The 23,136-nt window shown below is 56.8% G+C and carries 18 protein-coding genes; 12 read left to right on the top strand and 6 right to left on the bottom strand.

Annotated features, from left to right (window positions below; translation table 11 throughout):
* Window positions 1-27: 27 nt before the first annotated feature.
* Together IEX44_RS13410 and IEX44_RS13405 are read left to right on the top strand one after the other, a co-directional pair.
* A complete protein-coding gene (locus IEX44_RS13410) occupies window positions 28-666 on the top strand; it encodes a TetR/AcrR family transcriptional regulator (RefSeq protein WP_188694642.1) in 639 nt (212 codons plus the stop codon).
* A 113-nt stretch (window positions 667-779) separates the two neighbouring features.
* Complete coding sequence (locus IEX44_RS13405) at window positions 780-1,556, top strand: hypothetical protein (protein ID WP_188694639.1); 777 nt, start codon at window positions 780-782, stop codon at window positions 1,554-1,556.
* A 12-nt stretch (window positions 1,557-1,568) separates the two neighbouring features.
* Here IEX44_RS13405 and IEX44_RS13400 read toward each other — a convergent pair whose 3' ends face one another.
* Window positions 1,569-2,702 (bottom strand): FAD-dependent oxidoreductase, encoded by a 1,134-nt coding sequence (locus IEX44_RS13400; RefSeq protein ID WP_188694636.1) that lies wholly within the window; start codon window positions 2,700-2,702, stop codon window positions 1,569-1,571.
* A gap of 110 nt (window positions 2,703-2,812) precedes the next feature.
* On the opposite strand from IEX44_RS13400, the gene IEX44_RS13395 reads away from it, so the two are divergent.
* The 3 genes from IEX44_RS13395 (at window position 2,813) to IEX44_RS13385 (ending at window position 7,004) form a co-directional block, all read left to right on the top strand.
* Complete coding sequence (locus IEX44_RS13395) at window positions 2,813-3,514, top strand: TetR/AcrR family transcriptional regulator (protein WP_188694633.1); 702 nt, start codon at window positions 2,813-2,815, stop codon at window positions 3,512-3,514.
* A 345-nt stretch (window positions 3,515-3,859) separates the two neighbouring features.
* Window positions 3,860-5,026 carry a helix-turn-helix transcriptional regulator gene (locus tag IEX44_RS13390; protein ID WP_188694629.1) on the top strand — a complete coding sequence of 389 codons (1,167 nt, stop codon included), beginning with the start codon at window positions 3,860-3,862 and terminating at the stop codon, window positions 5,024-5,026.
* Window positions 5,027-5,153: 127 nt separating this feature from the next.
* Window positions 5,154-7,004 (top strand): hypothetical protein, encoded by a 1,851-nt coding sequence (locus IEX44_RS13385; RefSeq protein WP_229679104.1) that lies wholly within the window; start codon window positions 5,154-5,156, stop codon window positions 7,002-7,004.
* A 195-nt stretch (window positions 7,005-7,199) separates the two neighbouring features.
* Here the strand turns inward: IEX44_RS13385 and IEX44_RS13380 are convergent, their stop codons facing one another.
* The 3 genes from IEX44_RS13380 to IEX44_RS13370 all read right to left on the bottom strand — a co-directional run bounded on the left by IEX44_RS13380 (window position 7,200) and on the right by IEX44_RS13370 (window position 9,893).
* A complete protein-coding gene (locus IEX44_RS13380; protein WP_188694623.1) occupies window positions 7,200-8,129 on the bottom strand; it encodes a LysR family transcriptional regulator in 930 nt (309 codons plus the stop codon).
* A 171-nt stretch (window positions 8,130-8,300) separates the two neighbouring features.
* A complete protein-coding gene (locus IEX44_RS13375; RefSeq protein WP_188694620.1) occupies window positions 8,301-9,050 on the bottom strand; it encodes an SDR family oxidoreductase in 750 nt (249 codons plus the stop codon).
* A 207-nt stretch (window positions 9,051-9,257) separates the two neighbouring features.
* Complete coding sequence (locus IEX44_RS13370) at window positions 9,258-9,893, bottom strand: response regulator transcription factor (protein WP_188694618.1); 636 nt, start codon at window positions 9,891-9,893, stop codon at window positions 9,258-9,260.
* A gap of 734 nt (window positions 9,894-10,627) precedes the next feature.
* Here IEX44_RS13370 and IEX44_RS13365 point away from each other — a divergent pair.
* From IEX44_RS13365 to IEX44_RS13345, 5 genes are all read left to right on the top strand, one after another.
* Window positions 10,628-11,794, top strand: a complete 1,167-nt coding sequence (locus IEX44_RS13365; RefSeq protein ID WP_188694615.1) for an acyltransferase family protein — start codon at window positions 10,628-10,630, stop codon at window positions 11,792-11,794.
* Between the two features lie 243 nt (window positions 11,795-12,037).
* On the top strand, window positions 12,038-12,469 hold the full coding sequence (locus IEX44_RS13360) for a MarR family winged helix-turn-helix transcriptional regulator (RefSeq protein WP_188694612.1): 432 nt from the start codon (window positions 12,038-12,040) through the stop codon (window positions 12,467-12,469).
* Window positions 12,470-13,693: a Bcr/CflA family efflux MFS transporter gene (locus IEX44_RS13355; protein WP_188694609.1), complete on the top strand. Its 1,224-nt coding sequence runs from the start codon at window positions 12,470-12,472 to the stop codon at window positions 13,691-13,693. It begins immediately after the preceding gene.
* Between the two features lie 46 nt (window positions 13,694-13,739).
* Window positions 13,740-16,631, top strand: coding sequence for an ATP-binding protein (locus tag IEX44_RS13350; RefSeq protein WP_229679102.1), 2,892 nt, complete (start codon window positions 13,740-13,742; stop codon window positions 16,629-16,631).
* 109 nt (window positions 16,632-16,740) lie between these two features.
* Window positions 16,741-17,154 carry an Ohr family peroxiredoxin gene (locus IEX44_RS13345; RefSeq protein ID WP_188694606.1) on the top strand — a complete coding sequence of 138 codons (414 nt, stop codon included), beginning with the start codon at window positions 16,741-16,743 and terminating at the stop codon, window positions 17,152-17,154.
* Window positions 17,155-17,328: 174 nt separating this feature from the next.
* Here IEX44_RS13345 and IEX44_RS13340 read toward each other — a convergent pair whose 3' ends face one another.
* Window positions 17,329-18,990 carry an arylsulfatase gene (locus IEX44_RS13340; RefSeq protein ID WP_188694603.1) on the bottom strand — a complete coding sequence of 554 codons (1,662 nt, stop codon included), beginning with the start codon at window positions 18,988-18,990 and terminating at the stop codon, window positions 17,329-17,331.
* Window positions 18,991-19,465: 475 nt separating this feature from the next.
* On the bottom strand, window positions 19,466-19,702 hold the full coding sequence (locus IEX44_RS13335; RefSeq protein WP_188694599.1) for a hypothetical protein: 237 nt from the start codon (window positions 19,700-19,702) through the stop codon (window positions 19,466-19,468).
* Between the two features lie 229 nt (window positions 19,703-19,931).
* Here IEX44_RS13335 and IEX44_RS13330 point away from each other — a divergent pair, with 229 nt between their 5' ends.
* Window positions 19,932-20,309, top strand: a complete 378-nt coding sequence (locus IEX44_RS13330; protein WP_268238905.1) for a tyrosine-type recombinase/integrase — start codon at window positions 19,932-19,934, stop codon at window positions 20,307-20,309.
* Window positions 20,310-20,938: 629 nt separating this feature from the next.
* Complete coding sequence (gene zorA1 / locus IEX44_RS13325) at window positions 20,939-23,125, top strand: type I Zorya anti-phage system protein ZorA1 (RefSeq protein WP_188694589.1); 2,187 nt, start codon at window positions 20,939-20,941, stop codon at window positions 23,123-23,125.
* Window positions 23,126-23,136 lie beyond the last annotated feature (11 nt).

Raw genomic sequence — 23,136 nt, 5'->3', positions numbered from 1 at the left:
AAAATAGCATGTGCTATCATCGCCAGCATGTCAATGCCAACTGATTTGCGTACCCGCAAGCGCCTTGCTACCCGGCAAAGCATCTCTCTGGCCGCCACTCGCCTTTTTCTGGAGCGCGGCTTTGATAACGTAACAGTGGATGAAATTGCCGCTGCGGCAGAGGTCGGGCGCATGACGGTGTTCAATTACTTCCCGCGCAAAGAAGACATGTTCTTTGACCGCGACGAAGAAGCGCACGACGTCCTGCGTGAAGCTTTGCGCCAACCGGCTGCTGGCGTTTCGCCAGTCGAGACGCTCCGGCTACTGGCCCACCGCCTGATTGCACAACGCAGCCCGTTTGTGACCTTCTCTGCCGACAGCAAAGGCTTTATCGAAACCGTAGAAAGCAGCGAAACCCTGAAAGCCCGGGCGCGCGCCATGCGTGATGAACTGGCGCAAACCCTTGCCGCAGAGTTAGCCCAAAGCGCCGGAACAGACCCCGCAGATGGCCAGGTGCAACTGGCTGCGGGTTTGCTGGTCGCCACCTGGACGGTCGCTTTTCTGAGCGCGCATCGGGTATTCCAGGCAAAACGCGATACCGCTGCGGCCAATGTGGCCTTCCTGGCCTTGATCGATCAGGGCTCTTTGGGCGTCAAAGCGGCGCTGGCGGCCACCCCCTTCATCTGATGTCGCGGCCACTCCGGAAATATGCAAGCATTCGCGGTTTTTTGACATTCAAACCGGTTTGATATGCGTAAGTGACGCGTTAGACTCATTCTTCCCGGTTCTGGAGAATGGTCGTGAATACCCGTTCGGCTCTGCTGCAACGCCTGCAAGATATTGGTCAGTCACTGCAGCAAAGTGGTGACGCCCTCGCACTGTTTGGTCTTGGCTCTGCCGGCATTGAGCGCGAGCGGATGGATCGCTGGTCAGATCTGGATTTCTTCGCCATTGCCAAAAATGGCAAAAAAGCCCGTTTGATTGATCGCCTGGACTGGCTCTCCAGCATCCGGCCACTGGCCTTTGCCTACCGCAATACCATCGATGGCCACAAAGTCATGTTCGACGATGGCATTTTCTGTGAGTTTGCAGTCTTTGAACTGGATGAACTCCCACGCATTTTCTATTCTCCGGGCCAGATGGTGTGGGCGGCGCCGGGTGTGCCAGAAACCATTTGCGAACCGGTTGCCCAGCCAGTGGCCACCAAACCAGAAGATTGGTTGATCGGTGAAATTCTGGGCAATTTGTATGTGGGCCTTGGCCGGTATGCACGCGGCGAGCATTTGTCTGGCTTCCGGCTGGTTCAGGTGGACGCGGTCAATCGCGTACTGGAACTCACGGCATTGGCTGGGGTGCCCGCAGCGCTGACCGACCGTTTTGCCCCGGAGCGGCGTTTTGAGTTCCGTTATCCTGATCAGCCGGTCGTGGCATTCATGCCCGGCTACACCGCCACACCGCAAGCTGCAATTCACATACTGGACTGGCTCAGTGCCCGTTATCCGGTCAATGCTGCCATGGACAAAACCATCCGCCAGATCGTCGCGGAGATTCTGTCCAGAGCGCCGCAAACGCCCTGACAAACCAGCGCATCAAGCCGCCAGCAGCGGTGCGGTGAACATCTCGACCAGGCTTTGTGGTGCGTTGTTGCCATAGCAAATCTGCTGCAACTCATGCGCTTCAGCCGCGGCCTTTGCACTGCGTGTGAAGAGTTCGCGCTCATAGCTGAGCAGTGCGCTCTCCATATCTCCGGGGTGTGCAGCAATCGCCTTGCCCAGTTCAGCGCCATCCAGCAGGGCAAGGTTGGCGCCCTCGCCGGACGGGGCCATCAAGTGAGCTGCGTCCCCCAACAGCGTCACGCCTGGCACACGTTCCCAACGGTGTTCATCTGGCAGTTCATGAATCAGCCGTACGACGGGGTCGGTATCGCTGGCGGTGATCAGAGCGGTGAGCGCCGGGTGCCAGCCAGCAAACTCGCCTGCGATGTGGGATAACGCTTCGGGGCGGTTGTTCTGGTTGATTTGCGCGAACCACGCTTGCGGCTTTTGCAGCACCACATAGGCGTGCAACACACCGTCAGGCTCGCGGTGAGTCAGCAGGCCCTTTCCGGGGGTTACGGCGAAAAGCGCACCGCCACCCGCCATCCTGGCCGTGGCCGGGTGACGGGTGTCGCAATCAAACAACCAGGTTTCAATCAACGATAACCCGGCGTAGACCGGCTGAGCATCAGAGAGCAAAGAACGCACTCTGGACCACGCGCCATCCGCGCCCACCAGCAGGTTAGTGGTCACGATCTCGCCGTTGGCAAAACTCACGCTATGCCGGCCCAGGCCCAGCGCATGGACACTGCTGACTTTGTGCCCCCAGCGGACCGTATCGGGCGGGAGTGAATCAAGCAGTAGCTGCCGTAACTCGCCCCGGCGCACTTCCGGCCGGCCACCGGTGCCATCATCGCCATCTTCAAACAGCACTTCGCCTTGCTGACCCAGTACCCGACACGCCTGCCCACCCGGATGGATCAACCGCACAAACTCGTCATACAAACCCGCGTCTTTGAGCGCCAACTGGCCGTTGAAATCGTGAATATCCAGCATGCCACCCTGCGAGCGCGCCATGGGCGATGCTTCGGCTTCATAAACAGTTGCGGCAATGCCGTGAATATGAAGTACCCGCGCCAGCATCAGGCCGCCCAGCCCCGCGCCAATAATTGCAATAGAAGTGTTCATTCTGGTTCCATGATCGTTAAGTTGTCCCGCAAACCATGGCAAACACGATTTATGGAACGATGTTCCATGATAGTATTGGAACATTGTTCCATTCATGTCAAGACACCCCGATGGCCAAGAAAACGCAAAGCACAGAAAAACGGGAAGACTCACTCTCTCGGGAACGGATCATTGAAGCCGCCATTGGCTTGCTCGATCGCAGCGGCGAAAGCGGTCTGACATTTCGCGCTCTGGCAGAAACGCTGGCAACCGGCGCAGGCGCTATTTACTGGCACGTTGCCAACAAGGGCGATCTGCTCACTGCGGCTTGCGACACCCTCATTGCCCGCACCCTGGCCGAGGCAGAACACAGCGCGACCACGCCGCAGACGCGGATTCGCGCCATAGCGCTGGCCCTGTTTGAAACCATGGATGCACACCCGTGGACAGGCTCCGCCCTCACCCAGGCGCCAGGACAGTTACCCGGCGTGCGGATGCTGGAACATATCGGCCAGCAAGTACGCGCGCTGGGCGTACCAGACGATACGCAATGGGTCGTGGCATGCACGCTGCTGAACTATATCGTCGGCGTCGGCGGGCAAAACGCGGTCAATGCCCAATATGCCCGTAGCCAGGACATTGAGCGGGATAGTTTTCTGGAGGATATGTCAGAGGCCTGGTCGGCCCTGGACGCCGATGAATTTGCCTTTACCCGCAGCATGACCGGCTATTTGTGTAAACACGACGACCGTGAAGATTTTCTGGCGGGAATTGATCTGATCCTGAGCGGGCTTGAGGTAGTGCAAAAAACAAGCCCGCCGCGCCAGGCTTGATAGACGCAGTATCTCCCCGGCCGGACCATGCGGCAATTTCCTGGCCTGCCAATCACGCTCTCATTGTCGGGATATCCTGGCTATTGCATCGCGCGTGCATCACATGGCCCGCCATCTAATTACATACGTAATTTAATTGAGCGGGATTTAGCGCTAAAGCCACAACGTGAATTTCGTTTTGTATTCAAAATCCGATATGTATGTATTAATTTGACATAAAGACCGCATACACCATAAACAGCAACCGATTCATTCAATATTAAAAGTGCATGGGTTAGAAATCCGGCCCGGATTCAATGATGCAAGAACATCATCCGGCACAACCACTTTTGACACATGACGCCCATGAATGATGTACAGCCACTGTCCACCCATGTGCCGCTGGATGATGATCGCCTCATCCACCACCTGTATGAAGCGGTGATAGATGCGAACGGGTTCCAGAGCTTCATTGATACCTTCCGCGCGTTTTTCAATCTCAAATCTGCCGGCATTGTCATTCGTCATGCGGATGGTCACACCGTAAAAAACCTGTGGCTGAGCGAGCTATCTGAAGAATGGATGAGCCGGTATGTCGATTATGCCGGTGAGGATATGCTGGCCCGGCACATCATGACCGCACCGATTGCCCATTTTTACGCCAGCAACCTGGATTTACCCAACCCGGAACGCCTGCCGGAAACACGCTTTTTCAGGGAATGGGTTGCCGCCCAGGGCATGGCCTGCGCTGCGGGTGGCGTTGTGCTGCAAGAAGGACCGTGGACCACCATGTTGTTCTTGCATCGCGGGCCTGACCACCCCCCGTTCAGCCGGGAAGAAATGATCCGCGCCAACCGTCTGGTACCCCATTTGCAGCGCGCATTCCAGATGCGGCAACGGTTTGGTGAACAGCAAAATGCCGTTGAATTGCTCTCTGGCGGGCTGGCCGTGCTGGCTATGCCGACTTTTCTGTTCAACGAGCACCAGCAGGCCATTTATTACAATCGCAGCGCCGAGCAGTTGTTAGCCAATCAAAATGATCTGCGACTGGATGGCGGAAGATTGCTGGCACGGCAACGGCCATTGACCCACAAGCTTGATCTGGCCATCAGCAACGCGGTCCGGGCCAGTCAAGGGAACAGTGCAGATTTGAATGGGCTGGTCTTGTTGCCGCGTGCCAATCGCCAGCCTTTGATGCTGTTGGCGTCGCCCTTGCGTATGCATACGGTACAAGCCACCCAGGGCGCTGCGCTGCTATTTGCGTTTGATCCGGAAACCCATCGCGGCATTGCCGTCGAAATGGTTGGCCAGTTATTTGCGCTTTCCGAGGCCGAAGCTGAACTGGCGGTTGCGCTATGTAGCGGCAGCACGCTGGCGGAGACCGCAGACTTGCGCGGCACCTCCATCAATACCGTTAAAAGCCAGCTCAAAAATATATTCCTTAAAACCGGTACCAAACGGCAATCTGACCTTGTTTCATTGCTGCTCGCCAGCCCGGCTTATTTCGTCAGATCGGAAAGCAATTTGAAATAAGCAGTTTGCATCACCCGATTGGATGATATTCAGCGCATTAAACCGTCACTAAGCTTTTGGCAGGCATCAATACGCTTGGGTCGTAGGGGTGCCTTCTAATAAATCAGGCTTTTTGGGGGCTATGCAGATGCACAAAAAAATCAAACTCCTGGGTTTGGGAGTAGTCAGCGGCACATTGATGGCGTTAGGGGGGTGCGGGGGCAGCAGCAATGACAGCGCAAGTACCAATAACACCACCACCGACACACATGTTTCCATGTCCGGCGTGGCTGCAGTCGGCGCGCCGCTGGTTGGGGTAGTGACGGTCAAAGATGCCCTGGGTGCAACCAAAACCGTATCGATTGGCGACAACGGCAGCTATTCAGTTGATGTGACCGGCATGACCGCACCTTATGTGTTTGAGGCCAAAGGCACGGTCAATGGCCAGATCTATACGGTTCACTCCATTTCGACTTCGGCTGACGACAACAAGATCAATATCACGCAACTCACAGATCTGATCGTGGCCAATATTGCCGGGCAGATTGCACAGGCTTATTTCGACAAATTCGAACAAACCGGTAACGCCAGCGCCGTCACCAAAACGGCGGTCGATGCAGAAGTCAGCAAGCTCAAGGAAAAACTGCTGCCCGTGCTGACCGCTTTGGGCGTGGATGCCGCTATTGATCTTTTGCGTACGCCGTTTACCCCCAAGGCCAGTGCGCTGGATACCGCGCTTGATGTCATTCAGGTCTCTACTGATCCGGCGACTCATATCGCCACGATCTCTACCTTGCTCAACTCAACCACCATTACCGATGATCTGACGGTCAGCGCAGCGGCGGAAACCAGCCCGGCGACCCTGTCCAGCGACAACGTCTCGCCGACGGCGGCTGCAACGGCGGCGACCGACGCCGCTGCGGTGCGCCAGGTGTTGACCGACTTCAGCGGCAAATATGCGACGGGGCTGCCCGCGGCCAGTGCACTGACGCCCCTCATCACTTCCAGTTTTTTGCTGGGTGATGTCAATGGTGCCAACTTTGCCAACGACGTCAGCGGGAACGCTGCCCTGGTGGGTGGCAGCATCAGCCATCTGGTGATCCAGCAGATTGACTACAGCGACCTGACCAAGGTCACCGCGAAAGTCTCATTCACGTTCCTCGACAAGAACGGCGTCGAGATTGACCACGCGCAATCCTGGCGGATCCGCAAAGGCACCGATGGCATCTGGCGCCTGCATGGCGATCAACGCGTGCTGAACCTGTCGGTGTTCCCGCAATTGGTCAAGGGGCAAAGTGGTTCGTCAGAGTGCACGCTGACCGGGCTGAATATTGAAATCCAGGACTTCAACACGACCAACAACGGCGGCACGATTGCTTATGTCGTGGTCGCCGGGCCTGGCTTGCCGCAAGGCGGGCTGCGTTACATTCCAGGTGCTGCCGGGGATTACTGGACGCTCAACGGACAGGACAACGAGTACTACGTGATGGGTAATTCGTGCCTGACCACACAAGCGGTGACCGATACAACCATCGCCGCCATCCCGGATAGCGCGAGCTATAGCTTTACCGCCTATGCCGCTGACAATAGTGTTATCGCTTTCCCGTCGGGTACAGGTAACGGGAGCTACAACGTTGTCGTGCCGCATCGCCCCTGGACACTGGCCGAAGCGGCCACCGCCACCGTGCCGGTGATCAGTGCGCCAGTTTCAGCCAGCGCGTTTGGCGCCTACACCAGCGGCGCGCTCAACATTGCCGCCAGTAATATCAACCCGACCCAGTACGGGCGGGCCTATCTGGCGCAAAACACGGACACGGGTGATTTCCGCTCCGTCGAGATCGACTTCGCGCCCACCGCCAGCGGCACGCTAAACACCAGCCTGGCGCTGGACCCGGCCTCATCGGGCAACATCAATTTCCGTGCGATGCGGGTGGAATCCATTGATGCCTACCAACGCGTGTTGTCGACCGGGTATACCGTGAGTACCTCACTCCAGTAAACAGGACGTACCGGCAAGAAAAGACCCCGCCATGGCGGGGTCTTTTTCTTGCGATTTTCGACAATCAGGGTCATGGGCATCGAGCCTGGCGCGGTAAAGTCCGGATCTGATGCCAGGGCTGCTATCGCCAGTCCACAACACCGTCCCTCAGCGTAACAAGCCTGCGCAACGTGCAGCCCTGCAATGATGCAATCCTTAAACCCCAGCGCCTCCATCGCGACCGAATCCATCGACAAGACGTTTTGCCAGGCGCGGTTGCTGTAGTTTCTCAAGCCACCATTTCAATGCACGGCCGGCCAACTCTTCTCGCCAGGCAATGTACAGAATGTTGGGTTCACGGGGCTGGACCGTGCGCTTCTCAACCAGCTTGCCTTCCTGTAACAAATGCGCGACCCGATGCCGCGGCAACCAGCCCACGCCAAGGGCTTCGCACTGAGCCAGCACTTTGGCCCGCATGCCTGGCACAGCCAGAGCGGGCTGACCACCCAGCACGCCGTACACCCGCCCCTCTGATTGCCTGGCGCTATCCGCAACCACCACAGCGCGGTGCGCAGAAATGGTTTCGCGGCCCAGCGGCTCAGGCATGGCCGCGAGCGGGTGTCGGGGCGCTACCGCAAATACCCACTCGAGCCGCCCCAGTTCACGCCAGCTTACTCCGGGCATCTTTTGTGGCTCGTTGGTGGCACCGATCACCAAATGGGCCCTGCCCTCCCGCAAGGACTCCCACGTGCCGCTCAGTACTTCGTGAGTCATGCGCAAGGGAACACCTGACTTCAGCTCATCAAAATCCTTGATCACCGGCAACAGGGTTTCGAATTCCAGGAGCTCGTCAGTCACGATCCAGAGGCGTTCTTCCCAGCCACTGGCCACCTGCCGCACCCGTTGCAGGCTGCGCGCAGATTCTTGCTGCAAGCGTTCAGCCTCCGCCAACAATAACTTGCCCGCAGCCGTGAGCTGCAATCGGTAAGCTCGGCGATCAAACAGCAGCACGTCAATGCGAGACTCCAGTTGGCGTGCCGCGTGAGATACCGTCGAGGGGGCTTTTCCCAGCTTCGCCGCAGCCCGCGACAGGCTGCCTGTATCGCTAATCGCCCGGAGTAAAGCCAGGTCTTCTGCCTGCAACATGTTCGATGGCCCCGCATGAAATCAGTCATCTGATACTACGGTAACGTACGTGCGCTGGTCGAGATCATGGGGTTCGGCACGCCGGCACTGACTTGTGTGAATCAGCAAGCGCAAACAAAAAGCCGGAACAATGGCGTTCCGGCTTTTTCATGATCGGCACCAGGCCACTGATTACAGTTGGCTCATACCGCCATCCACAATGATTTCAGTGCCCACAATAAACGCCGATTCGGGTGCGCTCAGATGCAGTACTGTCGAAGCCAGTTCTTCCGATGTACCGAAACGACCCAATGGAATCTGGCTGCGAATTTGCTCCGCCACCGTGTTGAGGGTGTCTGCATCGATACCCAACTTGCCATATAGCGGTGTGGCAATCGGGCCGGGGCTGACCACGTTGACGCGCACACCTTGCGGCAGCAGTTCTGCGCTCAATGTTTTGGCCAGGGACACCAACGCAGCTTTGCTGGCGGCATAAATCGCCGTATTGGGCATGCCGATACGCGCGTTGATCGAACCATTGAGCACAATCGATGCGCCACGATTCAACAAGGGGGCCAGGGCTTGAATCTGGAAGAAAGGACCTTTCACGTTGATCCCGAAGGTCGAGTCAAAAAAGTCTTCAGTTACATCAGACAGCCCGGCAAATTTCGCAATGCCGGCATTAATGAACACCGCATCCAGACGCAGTTGCCGTGCACTGAGGGCCTGCGCCAGGGCTTTTGCATCAGCCAGGCTTTGCGAGTCTGCCTTGATCGTGACGACATTGTTGCCAATCGTCGCTGCTGCATTGGCCAGCGTGGCGTCATCACGTCCAGTGATGATGACCTGCGCGCCTTCATGGGCATACGCCACGGCCGTCGCCAGACCAATACCGCTGCTGCCGCCAGTCACCAATACTGTTTTGCCTTCGAAACGTTGCATGATGTTTCTCCTGATTTGAAAGTGGGTAGGTCTTGCCTGACCATGAAACCATTGTGCAACTCGACCCGATGGTTGCCGTGCCAGGAACTTGCCCAACTCGTGCCAAAAAATCGAACAAGTTAATGCGGTTCATTCAGACAGCCATGTAGACGGCATGAATGGAGAGCCGGTTGTCATCAAGTTCTGGTGCTGAATCTGGTCAAGGGGTCAGGACGTGGTGTGAGGCATGGAAATCAGCCCGCGATCCCGGGCAATCGCTGCAGCGCGCGTGCGCGAACTGGCCTGCAATTTGCCGAGGATGGATGCCACATGGGTTTTGGTTGTACCCACGGAAATACCCAGCGACGTGGCGATTTCCCGATTGCAATTCCCGTTAGCGAGCAGCATCAGTACATCTTGCTCCCGCGCAGTCAGCGTTTCACGCGAGAGTGAATCGACCAGCCGTTGCGACAGCGTGTTACTGAGATAACGTTGGCCAGCCGCAAGTTTGTGGATGCAGTCTGCCAGTGCGCTCGCATCACAATCGATCAACAGATAGCCGTGTACGCCAAGATCAAAAGCATGGCGCATCTCCCGCTCGCTATCGCGAACAGTAAGCAGCAATACGCGCGGCGCGTTCTCTGGATAGCGAGAATTACCGCGTAACCGCTGCATGAACTGGCAAGCGCTTTCGTAATCTCCCACAAGGACATCAATGCCAGTAAACCGGAGTGACTCGACCCAGTCTGGCTGATGAATCGACACGGTGATGTCTTTTACGGCAGCGAGAAGTCCTTCGATACCGCAGGCAACCAGCGGGTTGCGGTGCACCACAGCAACGTGCAATGGCATAGTCTCGATCATGGCAATCCCTTCGCTCACAAAGGTTGGTCTTCACCTGTCCGGTGAATTGACAGCGGCCCACTACTCAGGCTGCGAGCCTGGCCCTGCGGCCACTGACATGGGCCCGGAACCCGACTGATCTTGATGACGTCGACAGACGCCATTCAATCAAAATCGGGATTGAGTATTTCAATGTATCAACGCCGGGTCTTGAACCTGATTGCTGTTCATTGAACAAAAAGCGCGTTATGCGAATGGAATATTTCGGGATAAGGGCCTTGATTGCCGATGAGCGACAACCCTCAGCCTGGCGCCCGCATTGTGCAAGAACCTCATCGGCAGGCCCGATACAGTGCCAGCGACAACCCGTACACCGCGCCAACCCGCTCCGCCCATGCCTACCGGGCGCTTGCGATTCATGAACACGCCGCAAGCGTCCGTCAGAAACCCCAACGGTCTCTACACGCTGAGCCGCAGGCTTTGTGCTCATCCTGCAACAAGCAAGATCCACCATCCTGCGCGACTTTTGACGCGAATTCAGCGTTAAGACTATGGCAATGCTTGTCAGGCTGCGGTGGCAGCACTGACCCGAACTCCTCTGTATTCCCGGGGACATTCCCGGCGTCACGCCACGGCCTTTGCAATGTGCTTGTCGGCTAATGCAGACACCTCGCCGGATCAACCTGGTCGCCATATTGCCGGCCTGTTGGGCATCGGTTACGATCCAGGCCCCTTTCCCATACAGCCTCACCGTCATGTCCTCTTTGCCCTCTGCGCCAGCTGGAGCCCCCCGCTACGCTGAACTTGAAAGCCTGCGCGGGCTGGCGGCATTGCTGGTGGTGCTGTTTCATGTTCCGGGCTGGAATCGTGCGCTGCATGACGTCGCGATCATCCGCAATGGCGCACTGATGGTGCAGTTGTTTTTTGTCTTGTCCGGCTTTGTGATTTACACCGCGTATGGTCAGAAATTGCAATCCGGGGGCGCCGTTCTGCGCTTTCAGTTGTTGCGGCTGGGGCGTTTGTATCCGGTTCATCTGCTGACGCTGGCCGCGTTTTTGCTGATGGAGTTGATCAAATATCCATTGCAACAGACGGACTATTACCTGGGCGATCCATTTGTCTCTAACACCTGGCATGCGTTCTTTCAGCAACTGTTATTGATCCAGGCCATCGGCCCGCATAACGCCGGGTTCACCTTTAACGGCCCGGCGTGGTCAATCAGCGTGGAGTTTTATACCTACCTGCTGTTTGCGGGTGTGGTGTGTCTGTTGCCACGCGTCAAGCTTTGGGTCTGCGCAGCACTGGCACTGGGCGGGATGTACATGATGTGGGCCAAGGTGGGCACGGACTACATCAACCTGGTGTGGTGCGTGGCAGGTTTTTTCCTCGGTTGCCTGATTGCTGCTCTGGTGCAGGCACGCTCACTGGTTCTGCCTGCCTTTACGCCCTGGCTGGCCCTGGCACTCTTGCTGGCGTTTTTGCAGTTTAACCACAGCGTGCGCAACGATGTGGCGATCTTCCCGCTGGCGGGTCTGCTGATTCTGGGTATCGTCTGCGGCCGGCCCGGGGTGTTCCAGCGCGTGTTGCGCGCACCGGCGCTGCAATGGCTGGGCCAGCACTCTTATGCCATCTACATGGTGCATGCCTTTGTACTGAATTTGTTCCTGATCGGGTTGTTTTATGGTTTGCCGGAACGGATTCAGGATGATGGCAGCAATTTGCCCCATCTATTTCTGGGTGAAGCCTTGGTCGTTTACTTCGCCTTCCTGGCCGTCACGCTAAGCCTGGCTGCTGCGTTACATCGCTATGTAGAAACCCCCTGGCGCACCCGCAGCCGGAAGTGGGTGCAGCGTGAGGCAGCTCCATGGTGGTTGCTGGGGGCATTGGCGCTCTTGTGTGGAATGCAATACCTGAGCAGGTAGTTGCGCCGGCTGATCCAGCTTCAAGCGGATTGCAGGAAGCCTTCCCAAAGAAAACATCCCGTCGCTCATCAGCAACCATGACGGTCCGCGCACCGCCCTGTTCGCACACCACAAGCCCCTGGACAGCCGCCAGGGCTTGTTGATATCAGGTTTTCAATCGCCACCAAATGGGTCTCACATGACAATTGACTTTGTCATGAGTTGATAAATACAATTGTTGTATAAATCAACGCAGGGACCAGTATGCTTCCTTACCTTGGCCACAAACTGGCGCACATCGTTAACCTTAAGCGGCGGCGGCTGGATAGTTACCTGCAAAGTGCCGGTATCACGCGCCCGCAGTGCCAGGTGCTATTGATGCTGCATGTACACGGCGACGGCACGCAGAAAAGCCTGTTGGGCCGGCTGGATATGGACCCGGCACAACTGGCCCGGACGCTGGATGCACTGGAAAAAGACGGCTACCTGACTCGCCGGCCATGGCAGGAAAATCGTCGCTGCATGTTCGTCGAGATGACTGAGCGCTGCCGTAACGAACGCATGCCCGCCTTGCTCGCAGCCATGAATGGCGTAGAGCAGCAGTTGTTTCACGGCTTCAGCGACGACGAACTCGCGCTGATGCACACCATGCTGGACAAGATGCAAACCAATCTGCAGCCCGATGAGGACCAATAAATGACCCACAGCCCACTCTCACTGGCGCCCGGACAGCAGAAACGCTTGCTCGCCGTCTTGTTGTTGCTGATGCCGTTGTTTGGCATGGCGGTAGACCTGATCGCACCATCGTTACCCGCCATGGCCACGGCCCTGGGTGAGTCAGACAGCGCCGTCAAAAACCTGATCAGCCTGTATTTGTTGGGTTATGCCTTCGGTAACTTCTTTTCCGGCTTTTTGACTGATGCCTGGGGCCGTCGCGCATTGCTGTTGGGCGGCATGGCCGGGTTTGTACTGATCAGCCTGTTGCCATTGTGGCTGCCTTCCCTGTCCGTGTTGCTGGCTACCCGTTTGATTCAGGGTCTGATGGTGGGCACTATTTCTGTGGTGGCGCGTTCCATCTTCCCCGATGTGCTGGAATCCCATGAACTGGTGAAGATCGGCGTGTTATCCGGCAGCATGTTCGGCCTTGGTCCCATTATCGGACCGGTGCTGGGCGGTTATCTGCAGGTATATGCGGGCTGGCAGGCGTGCTTTGTATTCTTTGCAGTCTCAATGACGCTGATGTGGCTCCTGGTGCTCTTTCTGGTGCCGGAAACCCATTTCCGCCGCCACCCGCTGGCCTTGCCCACTATCCGTCGCAACCTGGCAGAGGTGATCCGCCATCGCCAGTTTATGGGGATGGTCGTGCTGATGGGGGCTATTTATTCGATGAGTATCGCCTTCAATACCGTCGGTCCGTTCATTATCCAGAGCGCCTGGCACTACTCCCCGATCATGTTTGGGCACATTGCCTTCGGTCTGGGCTGCGTGTTCATGCTGGCCACCTTTGTTTGCCGCTATATGGTCAAGCGTTTTGCGGTTGCGCGGGTACAGCAAGTCATGACCAGCCTCTTGCTTGCAGTTGTCCTCGTGGGGCTTGGGCTCTCTCTGCTGTGGCCACAAAGCCTGCCGCTGTTGTGCGGTATCAGCGCGTTGATGTTTTTCGGCCAGGGGATGTTGTTCCCGATGTCGATGGGCCGCGGCTTGTCGTTGTTCCGGCACATTGCCGGCACCGCCACCGCGCTGATGTTCCTGATCAATATCCTGATCACCAGCGTCACCTCTTTCCTGCTGAGCCTGCTGTCGGTACACAGCGCACCCGCGCTCTTGGTGGTCTATCTGATTCTGGCAACGATCTGTTTCTTCGCTAACCGGCTACTCATCCAGCCAGCTGAACGCGCTCATATCCAGCAAGCGGCTTGAAAAACATACGCACGTAGAACCTCACCGGACAACTCATTGAACCTTCATGGCTAGATCGCACATGCGCTGGATTCCCCCTCATGACGGAACTGCGTGCCTCTCCTTTGGCCCGTTCAAGTTGTTCCCTGCCGAGCGGCTACTGACACGAGACGGTGCTGCCGTGCCATTGGGCGGCCGGGCGCTGGATGTGCTGCTGGTTCTCTCGGCAAGAGCAGGTTCAGTGGTCGAAAAGGAAGAACTCATTGCGGCCGCATGGCCCGGCGTCGTCGTGACCGAAGGGAGCTTGCGGTTTCAGATCGCACTCCTTCGTAAAGCGCTGGGTGACGGGGTCGACGGTGCCCGGTATATCTCTAACGTCATGGGGCGCGGCTATAGCTTCGTCGCCGATTTGTCGCCGCAGGGCAACCCGTTGGCGCCCGATGAGCGCATTGCGGCACACAGGCTGGATGAGAGCTTGCCGGGACAAATGACAGCGCTGTACGGACGAAGCCAGGACATCGCCGCGATCTCCCAGCGCCTTGCTGCCAGCCGGTTTCTCACCATCGTGGGCGCCGGCGGAGTCGGCAAGACCAGTGTTGCAATCAAAGTGGGGCACGACAGTCGCGCGCGTCTGGGAAGCGCGATTGCCTTCGTCGATTTCGCCGCACTGAGCGATCCAGCGCTCGTTCCCACAGCCGTCGCCGCAGCGCTGCATCTTTCCGTTCGTTCTGCCGACCCGCTGCCCAGCCTGCTGGCCTGGCTGCGGGACAAGCGCTTGCTACTCATCCTGGACAACTGCGAGCACGTGATCGATGCCGCGGCCGGGCTGGCCAGTGGCATCGCGCAGGCCACGGTCGATGTGCAAATCCTGGCCACGAGCCGTGAACCTTTGAATGTACAAGGCGAGCAGATCTTCAGGCTTGAGCCGCTGGCGACACCGCCTGAAGCGCCTGACCTCACCGCCGAAACCATTCTGTCCTACCCCGCCACACGGCTGTTCGTGGAACGGGCCGGTGCCAGTGGGGCGACGCTGGATGTCAGCGATACGGACGCCCCGGTTGTCGCAGACATCTGCCGCAAGCTCGATGGTTTGGCGTTGGCCATTGAGCTGGCCGCGCGTCGGGTTGCAAGCTATGGACTACGGCAGACTGCCGATCTCCTGAACGAGCGCTTGATGCTGGCCTGGCGAGGTCAGCGCGATGCGTTGCCTCGTCACCAGACGCTGCGTGCGACGCTCGACTGGAGCTACGACTTGCTGGATGACCAGGAAAAACTGGTGCTCTGCCAGCTACCGGTCTTTGTTGGAGACTTCACCCTGGCCGCCGCACGACAGGTTGTGCCTGCTGGCTCGCTGTCTGAAGAAGACGTGGTTGATACCCTGGCCTGCCTGGCCGAGAAATCGCTGCTGGCGGTGCATCTGACCGGCTCGCTCATCCAGTACCGGCTGCTGGAAAGCACGCGTGACTATCTCTTGTCCAAATCCGATCAACAGATCGAAGGTCTGGCGCGACGCCATGCGGCTTATGTTCTTCGGCATCTGGAAGATCTCCCCGTCTCGCCCGCAGCCAATGGCACCCGCGCCTCTGCCGACATTGCCAATGTTCGCGCGGCCCTGGAATGGAGTTTCGGGCCGCAAGGGGATGTCGATCTCGCCGTCGCCCTGGCGGCGACAGCCACCCCGGTACTGCTGGCGACATCGCTTCTGATCGAGTGCCGCCGCTGGGCCGAACGTGCACTCGCCGTTCTGGACTCAGCGCGGCACGGCATGCGCGCCGAAATGCAGTTATTCGCCGCGCTTGGCCTTTCGCTGATGTTCACCCGTGGCAACACGGATGATGTCCGCGTGGCGCTCGCAAAGAGCCTGGAACTTGCACAAGCACTTGGCGATGCGCCCAGCCAGGTTCAGTTGCTGGGCGCACTCCAGATTTTTGACGAGCGCGTTGGCAACTTCAAAGCCTCGCTCTGCGAAGCGGAGCGCAGCATGACCGTCGCGACCCATAGTGCCGATCCGGCAACGATCGCGACCGCAAATGCCATCATGGGGCTGTGCCATCATCTGGTCGGCGACCAGATCAAAGCGCGTGCGCTGTTGGAGGCGGCCCTCGCCGCACCCGCGCAGCCCAAGCGCTTGAGCACGATCTACATCGGCTTTGACCACCGCAACCGCGCCAGCATTGCACTGGCACGAACGCTTTGGCTGCGAGGCCATGCAAATCTCGCGCTGCAAACGGCGCAGCGTACCGTAGAGGACGCCAGCAAACTGGATCATCCGGTCACGCTGTGCATCGCGCTGATCTGGGCCGTCTCAGTGTATGTGTGGGTGGGTGATCTCGCGCGCGCCGAGGCTGACATTGATCGCTTCATTGCCTGCGCACAAGCCCACTCCCTTGGGCCTTATCTCGCAGTCGGCCGGGGTGTGAAAGGCGAGCTTGCCATCCGCAAGGGTGTGCATCTTGAGCAAGGCATCGAGGCCATCCGCAATTGTCTGGCTGAACTGCATGAATCGCGTTATGAGTTGCTGACAACCGGGTTCTGTCTGGCCTTGGCCGAGGGCTTGGGGGCTGCGGGCAAGATCGGAGAAGCGCTCGAACTCGTCGACCACACCATTGCAGAAGTTAAAGCGAACGGAGACCTCTATTTTCTGCCAGAACTGCTGCGGGTCAAGGCCAGAGCATTGCGCCACGCCGAGCGGGATGACGCCGCACAGGCCCAGGCATGCCTTGTTGAATCGTTAGCGCTGAGCCAACGCCAGGGCGCCCTCTCCTGGACGCTGCGTGCCGCGACGGACCTCGCCCGGATGTGGGCATCAACCAGGCGCCAGGAAGCGCGCGATCTGCTGGCGGCCACGCTCGCTCGTTTTGAAGCGGGTTTTGAGACGGCAGACCTCATCGCGGCGAGCGCTTTGCTGCAGCAACTTGACGAGAATGGCACCGAACTAACACTTGATCACAACACATAACGTGCGAGCCAACCGGTACAGCCTCAGGATTGCATCAGGTGACGCGGGCTGAGCCTTGGCCAGTCCGCCACGATGAACAACAACCTGCCACTGCATCGAGGAATCGGCTATGGAACAGCACAAAGTGATTTACACGGCAAAGGTCCAGACGATCGGTGGCCACAACGGAACAGCGCGCAGCGTCGACGGACGCTTGAAAGACCTGCTCGCACCACCCGCAGCAGGGGAGACCGACACCAGCCCGGAACAGCTCTTTGCCGCCGGTTGGTCGGCCTGCTTTGAAGGCGCGATGCAACTGGCCGCCCGCAAGATGAACGTTTCGCTGCCCCCCGCCTTCGCCATCAACACCGAGATCGATCTGCAAGATGCAGCAGAGGGCTATTTTCTGGGCGCTCGCCTGAAAATCAGCCTGCCAGAACTGGAACGCAATGTGGCGCAAGCGATCATTGATGCCGCACACCAGACTTGCCTGTACGCCAGGGTGACACCCGGCAACATACGCGTGGCACTCAGCTTCGCCTGACTCCCTCCCTGCGCGTTTACTGTCCAGCAGCTACAGACGGCTTGAGCAAGCCTGAGGCCGGCTCTATGAGTCCTTCAAAGAGCCCGCGTCGGCCTGACCAGACCCGCAAAAAGGAAAAGCAACCCTGAATCAGGGTTGCTTTTCCGGTACTCACGCCATCGACTCGAAGCCTGCTTAGTTACTACTGGCGTTCGGCTGATCCATCTTCTTCATTGCACCCTCAATCGCTTTTTTCATGCTGAGCGTATCTGCGCCCTGGCTAGGCGGGTAGTCCTGCAAACTCTTCAGATGCGCCGCCAAAAATGGCGTCGCCGCAGTCGGTCCCCAGAGTTTTTCTGCCAGGAACTTGCGCCCTTCATATTGATACTCTTCGGAATCTGGCGTGACTTTTTCCATCGGATCCATCAGCAAATTCGTAATGTAAGGCACGCTTGGATAGGATTTTTCGTCAAACCAGCTGCCATGGTGCTTGACGCCGATATCCATTTTCCAGGCGTCCACGCGGATCGCCATCAGGTCGGTTTCGTCGTAATAGAAGATTTCACGCCGGGCTGATTTTTCGGTTTTGCCCGTCCAGTAATCCAGATTGTTGTACCCATCCAGATGCACCTTGTAGCTGGTGCCGTTCATCTTGTAACCCTTGAGCAGATCATCCTTCAGATTGGGCAAACCGGCCGCTGCCGCCAGCGTCACGTACAGATCTTCGTGACTCTGGACGCCATTGCCTTCACGTCCGGCCGGAATATGCCCCGGCCAGCTGATCATGGCCGGTACGCGCAGACCACCTTCCCAGGTGGTGCCCTTCTCGCCACGGAACGGCGCATATCCACCATCCGGAAAGAACAAGAACTCGTTGCCATTGTCGGTGGAGTAAACCACGATCGTGTTATCTGCAATCCCCAGATCCTTGATCTTTTGCAGGATCTTGCCGACCAGCTCGTCGTGCTCCAGCATACGGGCACGCACGACGTCCTGCTCGGCCCGGCCTTCATCCACGGCCATCTGCAGGTACTTCTGGTTGGGGTGGGACCAAATGTGGATCGCCGTGGAGTTGTACCACATGAAGAACGGCTTATCGCCCTTGCCTACCCGATCCATGTACTTGAGCGCTTCGTCAGTCACTTCCTGATCGATGGTTTCCATGCGCTTGCGGGTCAGCGGGCCGGTGTCTTCAATCTTTTGCTTGCCCACCTTGCCAAATTTCGGATCAACCGTGGCGTCATCAGTAGTGGTCGCCCAGGTATGCAGCACGCCACGCGGACCATATTTGTCTTTGTACTTCGGATTTTTCTGGCCCGGGTAATCCAGTTCTTCCGGTTCTTCTTCAGCATTCAGGTGGTAGAGGTTGCCGAACCACTCATCAAAGCCGTGCACCGTCGGCAGAAATTCATTGCGATCCCCCAGATGGTTCTTGCCGAATTGCGCCGTGGCGTAGCCTTGCGTTTTCAGGACTTCAGCCAGCGTCGGGTCGCTTTTTTGCACGCCACGGGTTGAGCCCGGGATACCAATGGTGGTCATACCGGTACGGACGGGCAACTGACCCAGAATGAAGGCAGCGCGGCCCGCCGTACAACTGGGTTGACCATAATGATCGGTGAAGATCATGCCGTTTTTGGCAATGGAATCAATATTGGGGGTGTGGCCCATCATGCCGTGGGTATAGGCGCCGACGTTCCACATCCCGATATCGTCGCCAAAAATCACCACGATATTGGGTTTGCGCCCACCCGACGTACTATCGTCTGCGTTGGCCGCTGTGCTCCAACCCGATAACGCTACCAGCGCAAGTATCAGGCTCCCCAAATAGCGCAGTAACGCGCTTGCTGTTTTGCTCATGACTTACTCTCCGAGTGTTGTAGGCAGCGCGCTGCCCATTGCTGAAGCATTTTTTGAGAGTGCGTGGCACAGTCCGCAGTGCCAATGACAACATCCCTCGGCCCTGGTCTGGTGCGGGTCTGTCTTTCGAGGGTTGAGTGGCGCGATGAAACGTATTGTTTTTCTGGACTACGTATATGCGGTCTTTGGAATAGGTGACATTTCTACCGCGCGCCGCTGGCAGTAGCAGTGGCATCCCGTGATGGCTACAAAAACGGGATGGTTTGTATCGCAGGCTGGAACCGTTTTGGGCATGTCGCAAAACCGGTTGCCATGTCGCGACTACACTTACAAAAAACAAACAGATGCATACAAAATACGCATGCCTGTTGCAAGTTAGGACAGGTTATTTTCCAGCGCAAGAAATCCCGCTTTTAATTTGTTACCGCCAACGAGCGCAACGGTTTGTCGCCCCCGAAGCCCACCAATGATGAGGTTAGAAACTCCGAAAATACGGGTTTTCTGGTTCCATCCGCAGGGCACGGGCCAGCGCTTCTTGCCAGGCATCCTGATCGCCGGCATAGGCCGCCAGACCCGCCGCGTAAAAATCCAGCAACGCTTGTTGCCGCGCACTCACCGCCGCGCTGAAATCATCATCCGCACCTTGCAACGGAATGGGGGTGCGCAATGCCAATAGCGTCGGCAACACCCGGCTCAATTCTCCGGGCCGCATCAAAGTTGCCGCTCACCAAAGCGCCAAGTTTGGCGCGCTGGGTAACCCCCCATCTCAGCAGGCTCTTGATGACTCCCATAACTTATTGCACCTCTAGCTGACAGAAAGCGAAAACTATCGAAGCGAGGGGCTGGTGCCCTATCGGATAAGCCTGAGCTTTGGGGCGTCCCCACACAAAACGCGAGAATAGACATCCCGCCAAAGCTTTTCAGCGGAGGATTTGCAGCTTGTGGGAGAAATCAGGACTTTTAGATACTTCAGGCGGTGGGTCGCACAACATCAGTGGCATGTCTTCACAGATGCACAAGGGCGGCCGATGCATGACTGGCCCACCGTTGTGCATCACGCCTGGCATGCGGAAATGGAGCATGCGCGTATCCAGAATTTCCGCTGGCATGACCTGCGCCACACATGGGCGTCATGGCATGCCCAAAACGACACGGATATCCACACGTTGAAGGATCTGGGAGGGTGGAAAACCCTGCAAATGCCCATGCGGTATGCGCATCTTTCGGTCGGTCATCCGGCTCACGCCGCCGGGCGCGTCACAAATCTGACACTGCGTTCAGAAGGCCAGAAAAAGAAAAAGGCCACCGAAGTAGCCTAAGTTCTTTGATTTCCTGTTGGTGCCGAGGTCGGAATCGAAACATGTCGGAATCCCGCAACAATACTTGGTTTTATTTATAAAAATCGAGAGAAAGTTACCCCCAAAGTCACCCCCAATCTCTCTTGCTGACCAATTGGGAATCGAACCCACCAGTTCCGAAGCCGGAATATTTCACCTCCTGAGAGGCCGTCAAATCACTCATAACTTCAACCGAAATTGAAGTAGACACCGGCCATTTGCTTGGAGGCAATGTAATTTGCTGTGGGACGCAGTTCTCCCGGCGGAGTGAGCTCGCCTACCGTGCCTCATCCCTTCTACTGGCTCCTCAACATGTCCTCTGTTGTATACCGTCGACATTTCACAGATACACATCGATTCGAATTTCCGTACCAATCGAAATTGCTTACAATCCCCGTATAGCAGCTTCAGCAATCCCGCTGGCAAAATTACCGCCCACAGGCCCGAAGCACGCATTTGTCATAGTTTCGTACACGTACACCGTAAGAAAAAACAAACCCGAGTCGCCGACACACAAAATATGCACTGCACATGAAACCTGGTCCGTGAAAACGGGATACGGAAACAGTTAAGTTTCTTCAAATTGTGCGATGCCAATCCCCGGATTCAGCATGTTCGATCAAATATCTCCACATGTAATTCAAATGGCTGCCCCAATCGTAGTGGCCATTTTTTTGGTATGGTTTTTTGTCAAATATCTGAAGCACTACAGGATCCCAGCTGGCCGTCTCGCGCGCGCGATCAAGCAAACCACGGGAAAAATTGACTCTGTCAAAGATATTGAAGTCAGCAAACGGCGCGCGATGCTAGACCAGATTTTTCAGGAAACTGGATTTCGGCATGTCTGGCAGGAGTATCAAGAAACGCTCCACGACCAGCATGAGCTTCATGAAGGCGAAGTTCGAGTTGTTCGATCCCGTTCGACAGTACCTGCCGCTTATTTCTTTAGCTCTCAATCACTGATCGATACTCCGCTCCGTACGGAGTATTTCAAGCACCTACCTGGGGTGTTAACCGGCATCGGGATTATTGGCACATTCGCTGGCTTATTAGTTGGTCTGTTTTACTTCGACCCTTCGGACCCAGCTCGAATTAACGACAGCGTCGGCCTGCTATTAAACGGAGTTCGCGATGCATTCATTGCGTCCGCTTTGGCTATTCTCATTGCGATGTATGTCACAAATTCCGAGAAAAAACATTTGCGCAATTGCTACGCCGAACTGGAAAAACTGAACGAGGCCATAGATCGGCTTTTTGATGCAGGCGTGGGAGAGGAATACCTGGCAGCTCTGGTCAATGCAAGCGAGGAAAACTCCAAGCAAACCAGACAACTCAAGGACAGCCTTGTTACAGATCTGCGCGAGATGCTGCAAAACCTGGTTGAAACGCAGGTAAGAGAAAACATCAGGCTTGGGGAGACACTGTCAGGTAGCTACAAAGAGACGGGCCGAGATATCGCATCCCAAATCAGCAGCTCAATTGAAGATAGTTTTCGCGATCCACTGAATAAGATCGCAGACTCGGTGCAATCGGCTAGTGGAGATCAAAGCGGGAAAGTCCAAAACCTGCTTCAAGACGTTTTGGTTGCATTCATGGCAGAGCTCAAGGGCACATTTGGTCAGCAATTCAGTGGCTTGCACGAAATGCTTGGGCAATCAGTTACCTCGATGCAGCAAATGCAAACGGGATTTGCTGCACTAGTCGAGGACATGCGGTCTGCAAGCGAGTCTTCAAGTACCGCCGTGCACGAGCAATTATCCCGAACCCTGCAAGATATGCAGAGTGGTCAAAGCCTTATGCAGGCGGCGATGAACGAAATGGTAACCAGCTTGCAAAAAGCCGTGTCGTCTGTAGGGGAGCATGGTGAATCCGCAGGGCAAAAGATGGCCGAACAACTCGAGAAGCTCTTCACAGAGAGCGAGTCGAGGCAACGCGCCATGTCCGATCAAATGCAATCGTTTATTGATGGTATCCGTGACAGTGTCGGCCAAGGTCAGCAAGACACTATGTCACGCATTTCCGCAACAGTTGAGCAGCTTGGCCAGAATATGCAGGGTATGTTGTCCACCTTCGAAAACAACCGAATGCAAATGGATTCGGCTGCGAAAAGCGCTCAAGACCACCTTCACGAGGGTACCCGATCACTTGTTACGGGCCTGAACGAGCAAGTGAAGTCCCTGCTCGAAACCTTGACCACAGAACGCACCGCGACGGATCAAACCATCCAGCGACTAATGGAACATACCGAGCGCAGCCTGAACGGAATGCAAGCCGGCGCGGACAAGATGCGTCTGGCGGCAGAACGCATAGAAGCGGCCGGAGACCGTGTGTCTCAGACCACTCTCGCATCCTCACAGCTCGTGCAACAAGTACAAGGCGTGAGCAACGAACTCAATGGTGCTTCCAGAGAGCTGAGTACGGTATTGGCTGATTATCGGGCGAATCGTGATGCCATCCAGGGGACGCTGTCTGCGTTGGAAGGCGTCATCGCTAATGCACAAGCAGAAGCTGGCATGCGAGGGCAAATTACCCAGGATCTGAAAACGGTAAATGACCGCATGCATGAGCTAAATCAAGAGGCCAGTAGTTACGTCGACCGAGTTACGGACGTACTGGGTAAAGGCTTCGATGAATTTGGAGCTGGGGTCGAACGTAGCCTGAGCAAATCTCTGGGTAGTCTGGATGCTGAGCTGGACAAAGCTGTGAAAGCACTTGCCGGTGGGGTGGACGTTCTCACCGAAAATATCGAGGACCTTGCTGAGACAGTCCAAAAGACGTCTAGAACGCGCCAACACTGAGGGCATTGAAG

The organism is Silvimonas amylolytica (assembly GCF_014645555.1).
Classification (GTDB): domain Bacteria; phylum Pseudomonadota; class Gammaproteobacteria; order Burkholderiales; family Chitinibacteraceae; genus Silvimonas; species Silvimonas amylolytica.
This window is presented reverse-complemented; position numbering and strand designations above follow the sequence as displayed.

Coding starts and splice junctions, on each gene's coding strand:
- IEX44_RS13395 (WP_188694633.1), top strand. CDS start 2,813: ATGGCCAAGAAAACGCAAAGCACAGAAAAACGGGAAGACTCACTCTCT.
- IEX44_RS13360 (WP_188694612.1), top strand. CDS start 12,038: ATGCTTCCTTACCTTGGCCACAAACTGGCGCACATCGTTAACCTTAAG.
- IEX44_RS13375 (WP_188694620.1), bottom strand. CDS start 9,050: ATGCAACGTTTCGAAGGCAAAACAGTATTGGTGACTGGCGGCAGCAGC.
- IEX44_RS13335 (WP_188694599.1), bottom strand. CDS start 19,702: ATGCGGCCCGGAGAATTGAGCCGGGTGTTGCCGACGCTATTGGCATTG.
- IEX44_RS13400 (WP_188694636.1), bottom strand. CDS start 2,702: ATGAACACTTCTATTGCAATTATTGGCGCGGGGCTGGGCGGCCTGATG.
- IEX44_RS13410 (WP_188694642.1), top strand. CDS start 28: ATGTCAATGCCAACTGATTTGCGTACCCGCAAGCGCCTTGCTACCCGG.
- IEX44_RS13380 (WP_188694623.1), bottom strand. CDS start 8,129: ATGTTGCAGGCAGAAGACCTGGCTTTACTCCGGGCGATTAGCGATACA.
- IEX44_RS13355 (WP_188694609.1), top strand. CDS start 12,470: ATGACCCACAGCCCACTCTCACTGGCGCCCGGACAGCAGAAACGCTTG.
- IEX44_RS13340 (WP_188694603.1), bottom strand. CDS start 18,990: ATGAGCAAAACAGCAAGCGCGTTACTGCGCTATTTGGGGAGCCTGATA.
- IEX44_RS13345 (WP_188694606.1), top strand. CDS start 16,741: ATGGAACAGCACAAAGTGATTTACACGGCAAAGGTCCAGACGATCGGT.
- IEX44_RS13350 (WP_229679102.1), top strand. CDS start 13,740: ATGGCTAGATCGCACATGCGCTGGATTCCCCCTCATGACGGAACTGCG.
- IEX44_RS13370 (WP_188694618.1), bottom strand. CDS start 9,893: ATGATCGAGACTATGCCATTGCACGTTGCTGTGGTGCACCGCAACCCG.
- IEX44_RS13385 (WP_229679104.1), top strand. CDS start 5,154: ATGCACAAAAAAATCAAACTCCTGGGTTTGGGAGTAGTCAGCGGCACA.
- IEX44_RS13365 (WP_188694615.1), top strand. CDS start 10,628: ATGTCCTCTTTGCCCTCTGCGCCAGCTGGAGCCCCCCGCTACGCTGAA.
- IEX44_RS13390 (WP_188694629.1), top strand. CDS start 3,860: ATGAATGATGTACAGCCACTGTCCACCCATGTGCCGCTGGATGATGAT.
- zorA1 (WP_188694589.1), top strand. CDS start 20,939: ATGTTCGATCAAATATCTCCACATGTAATTCAAATGGCTGCCCCAATC.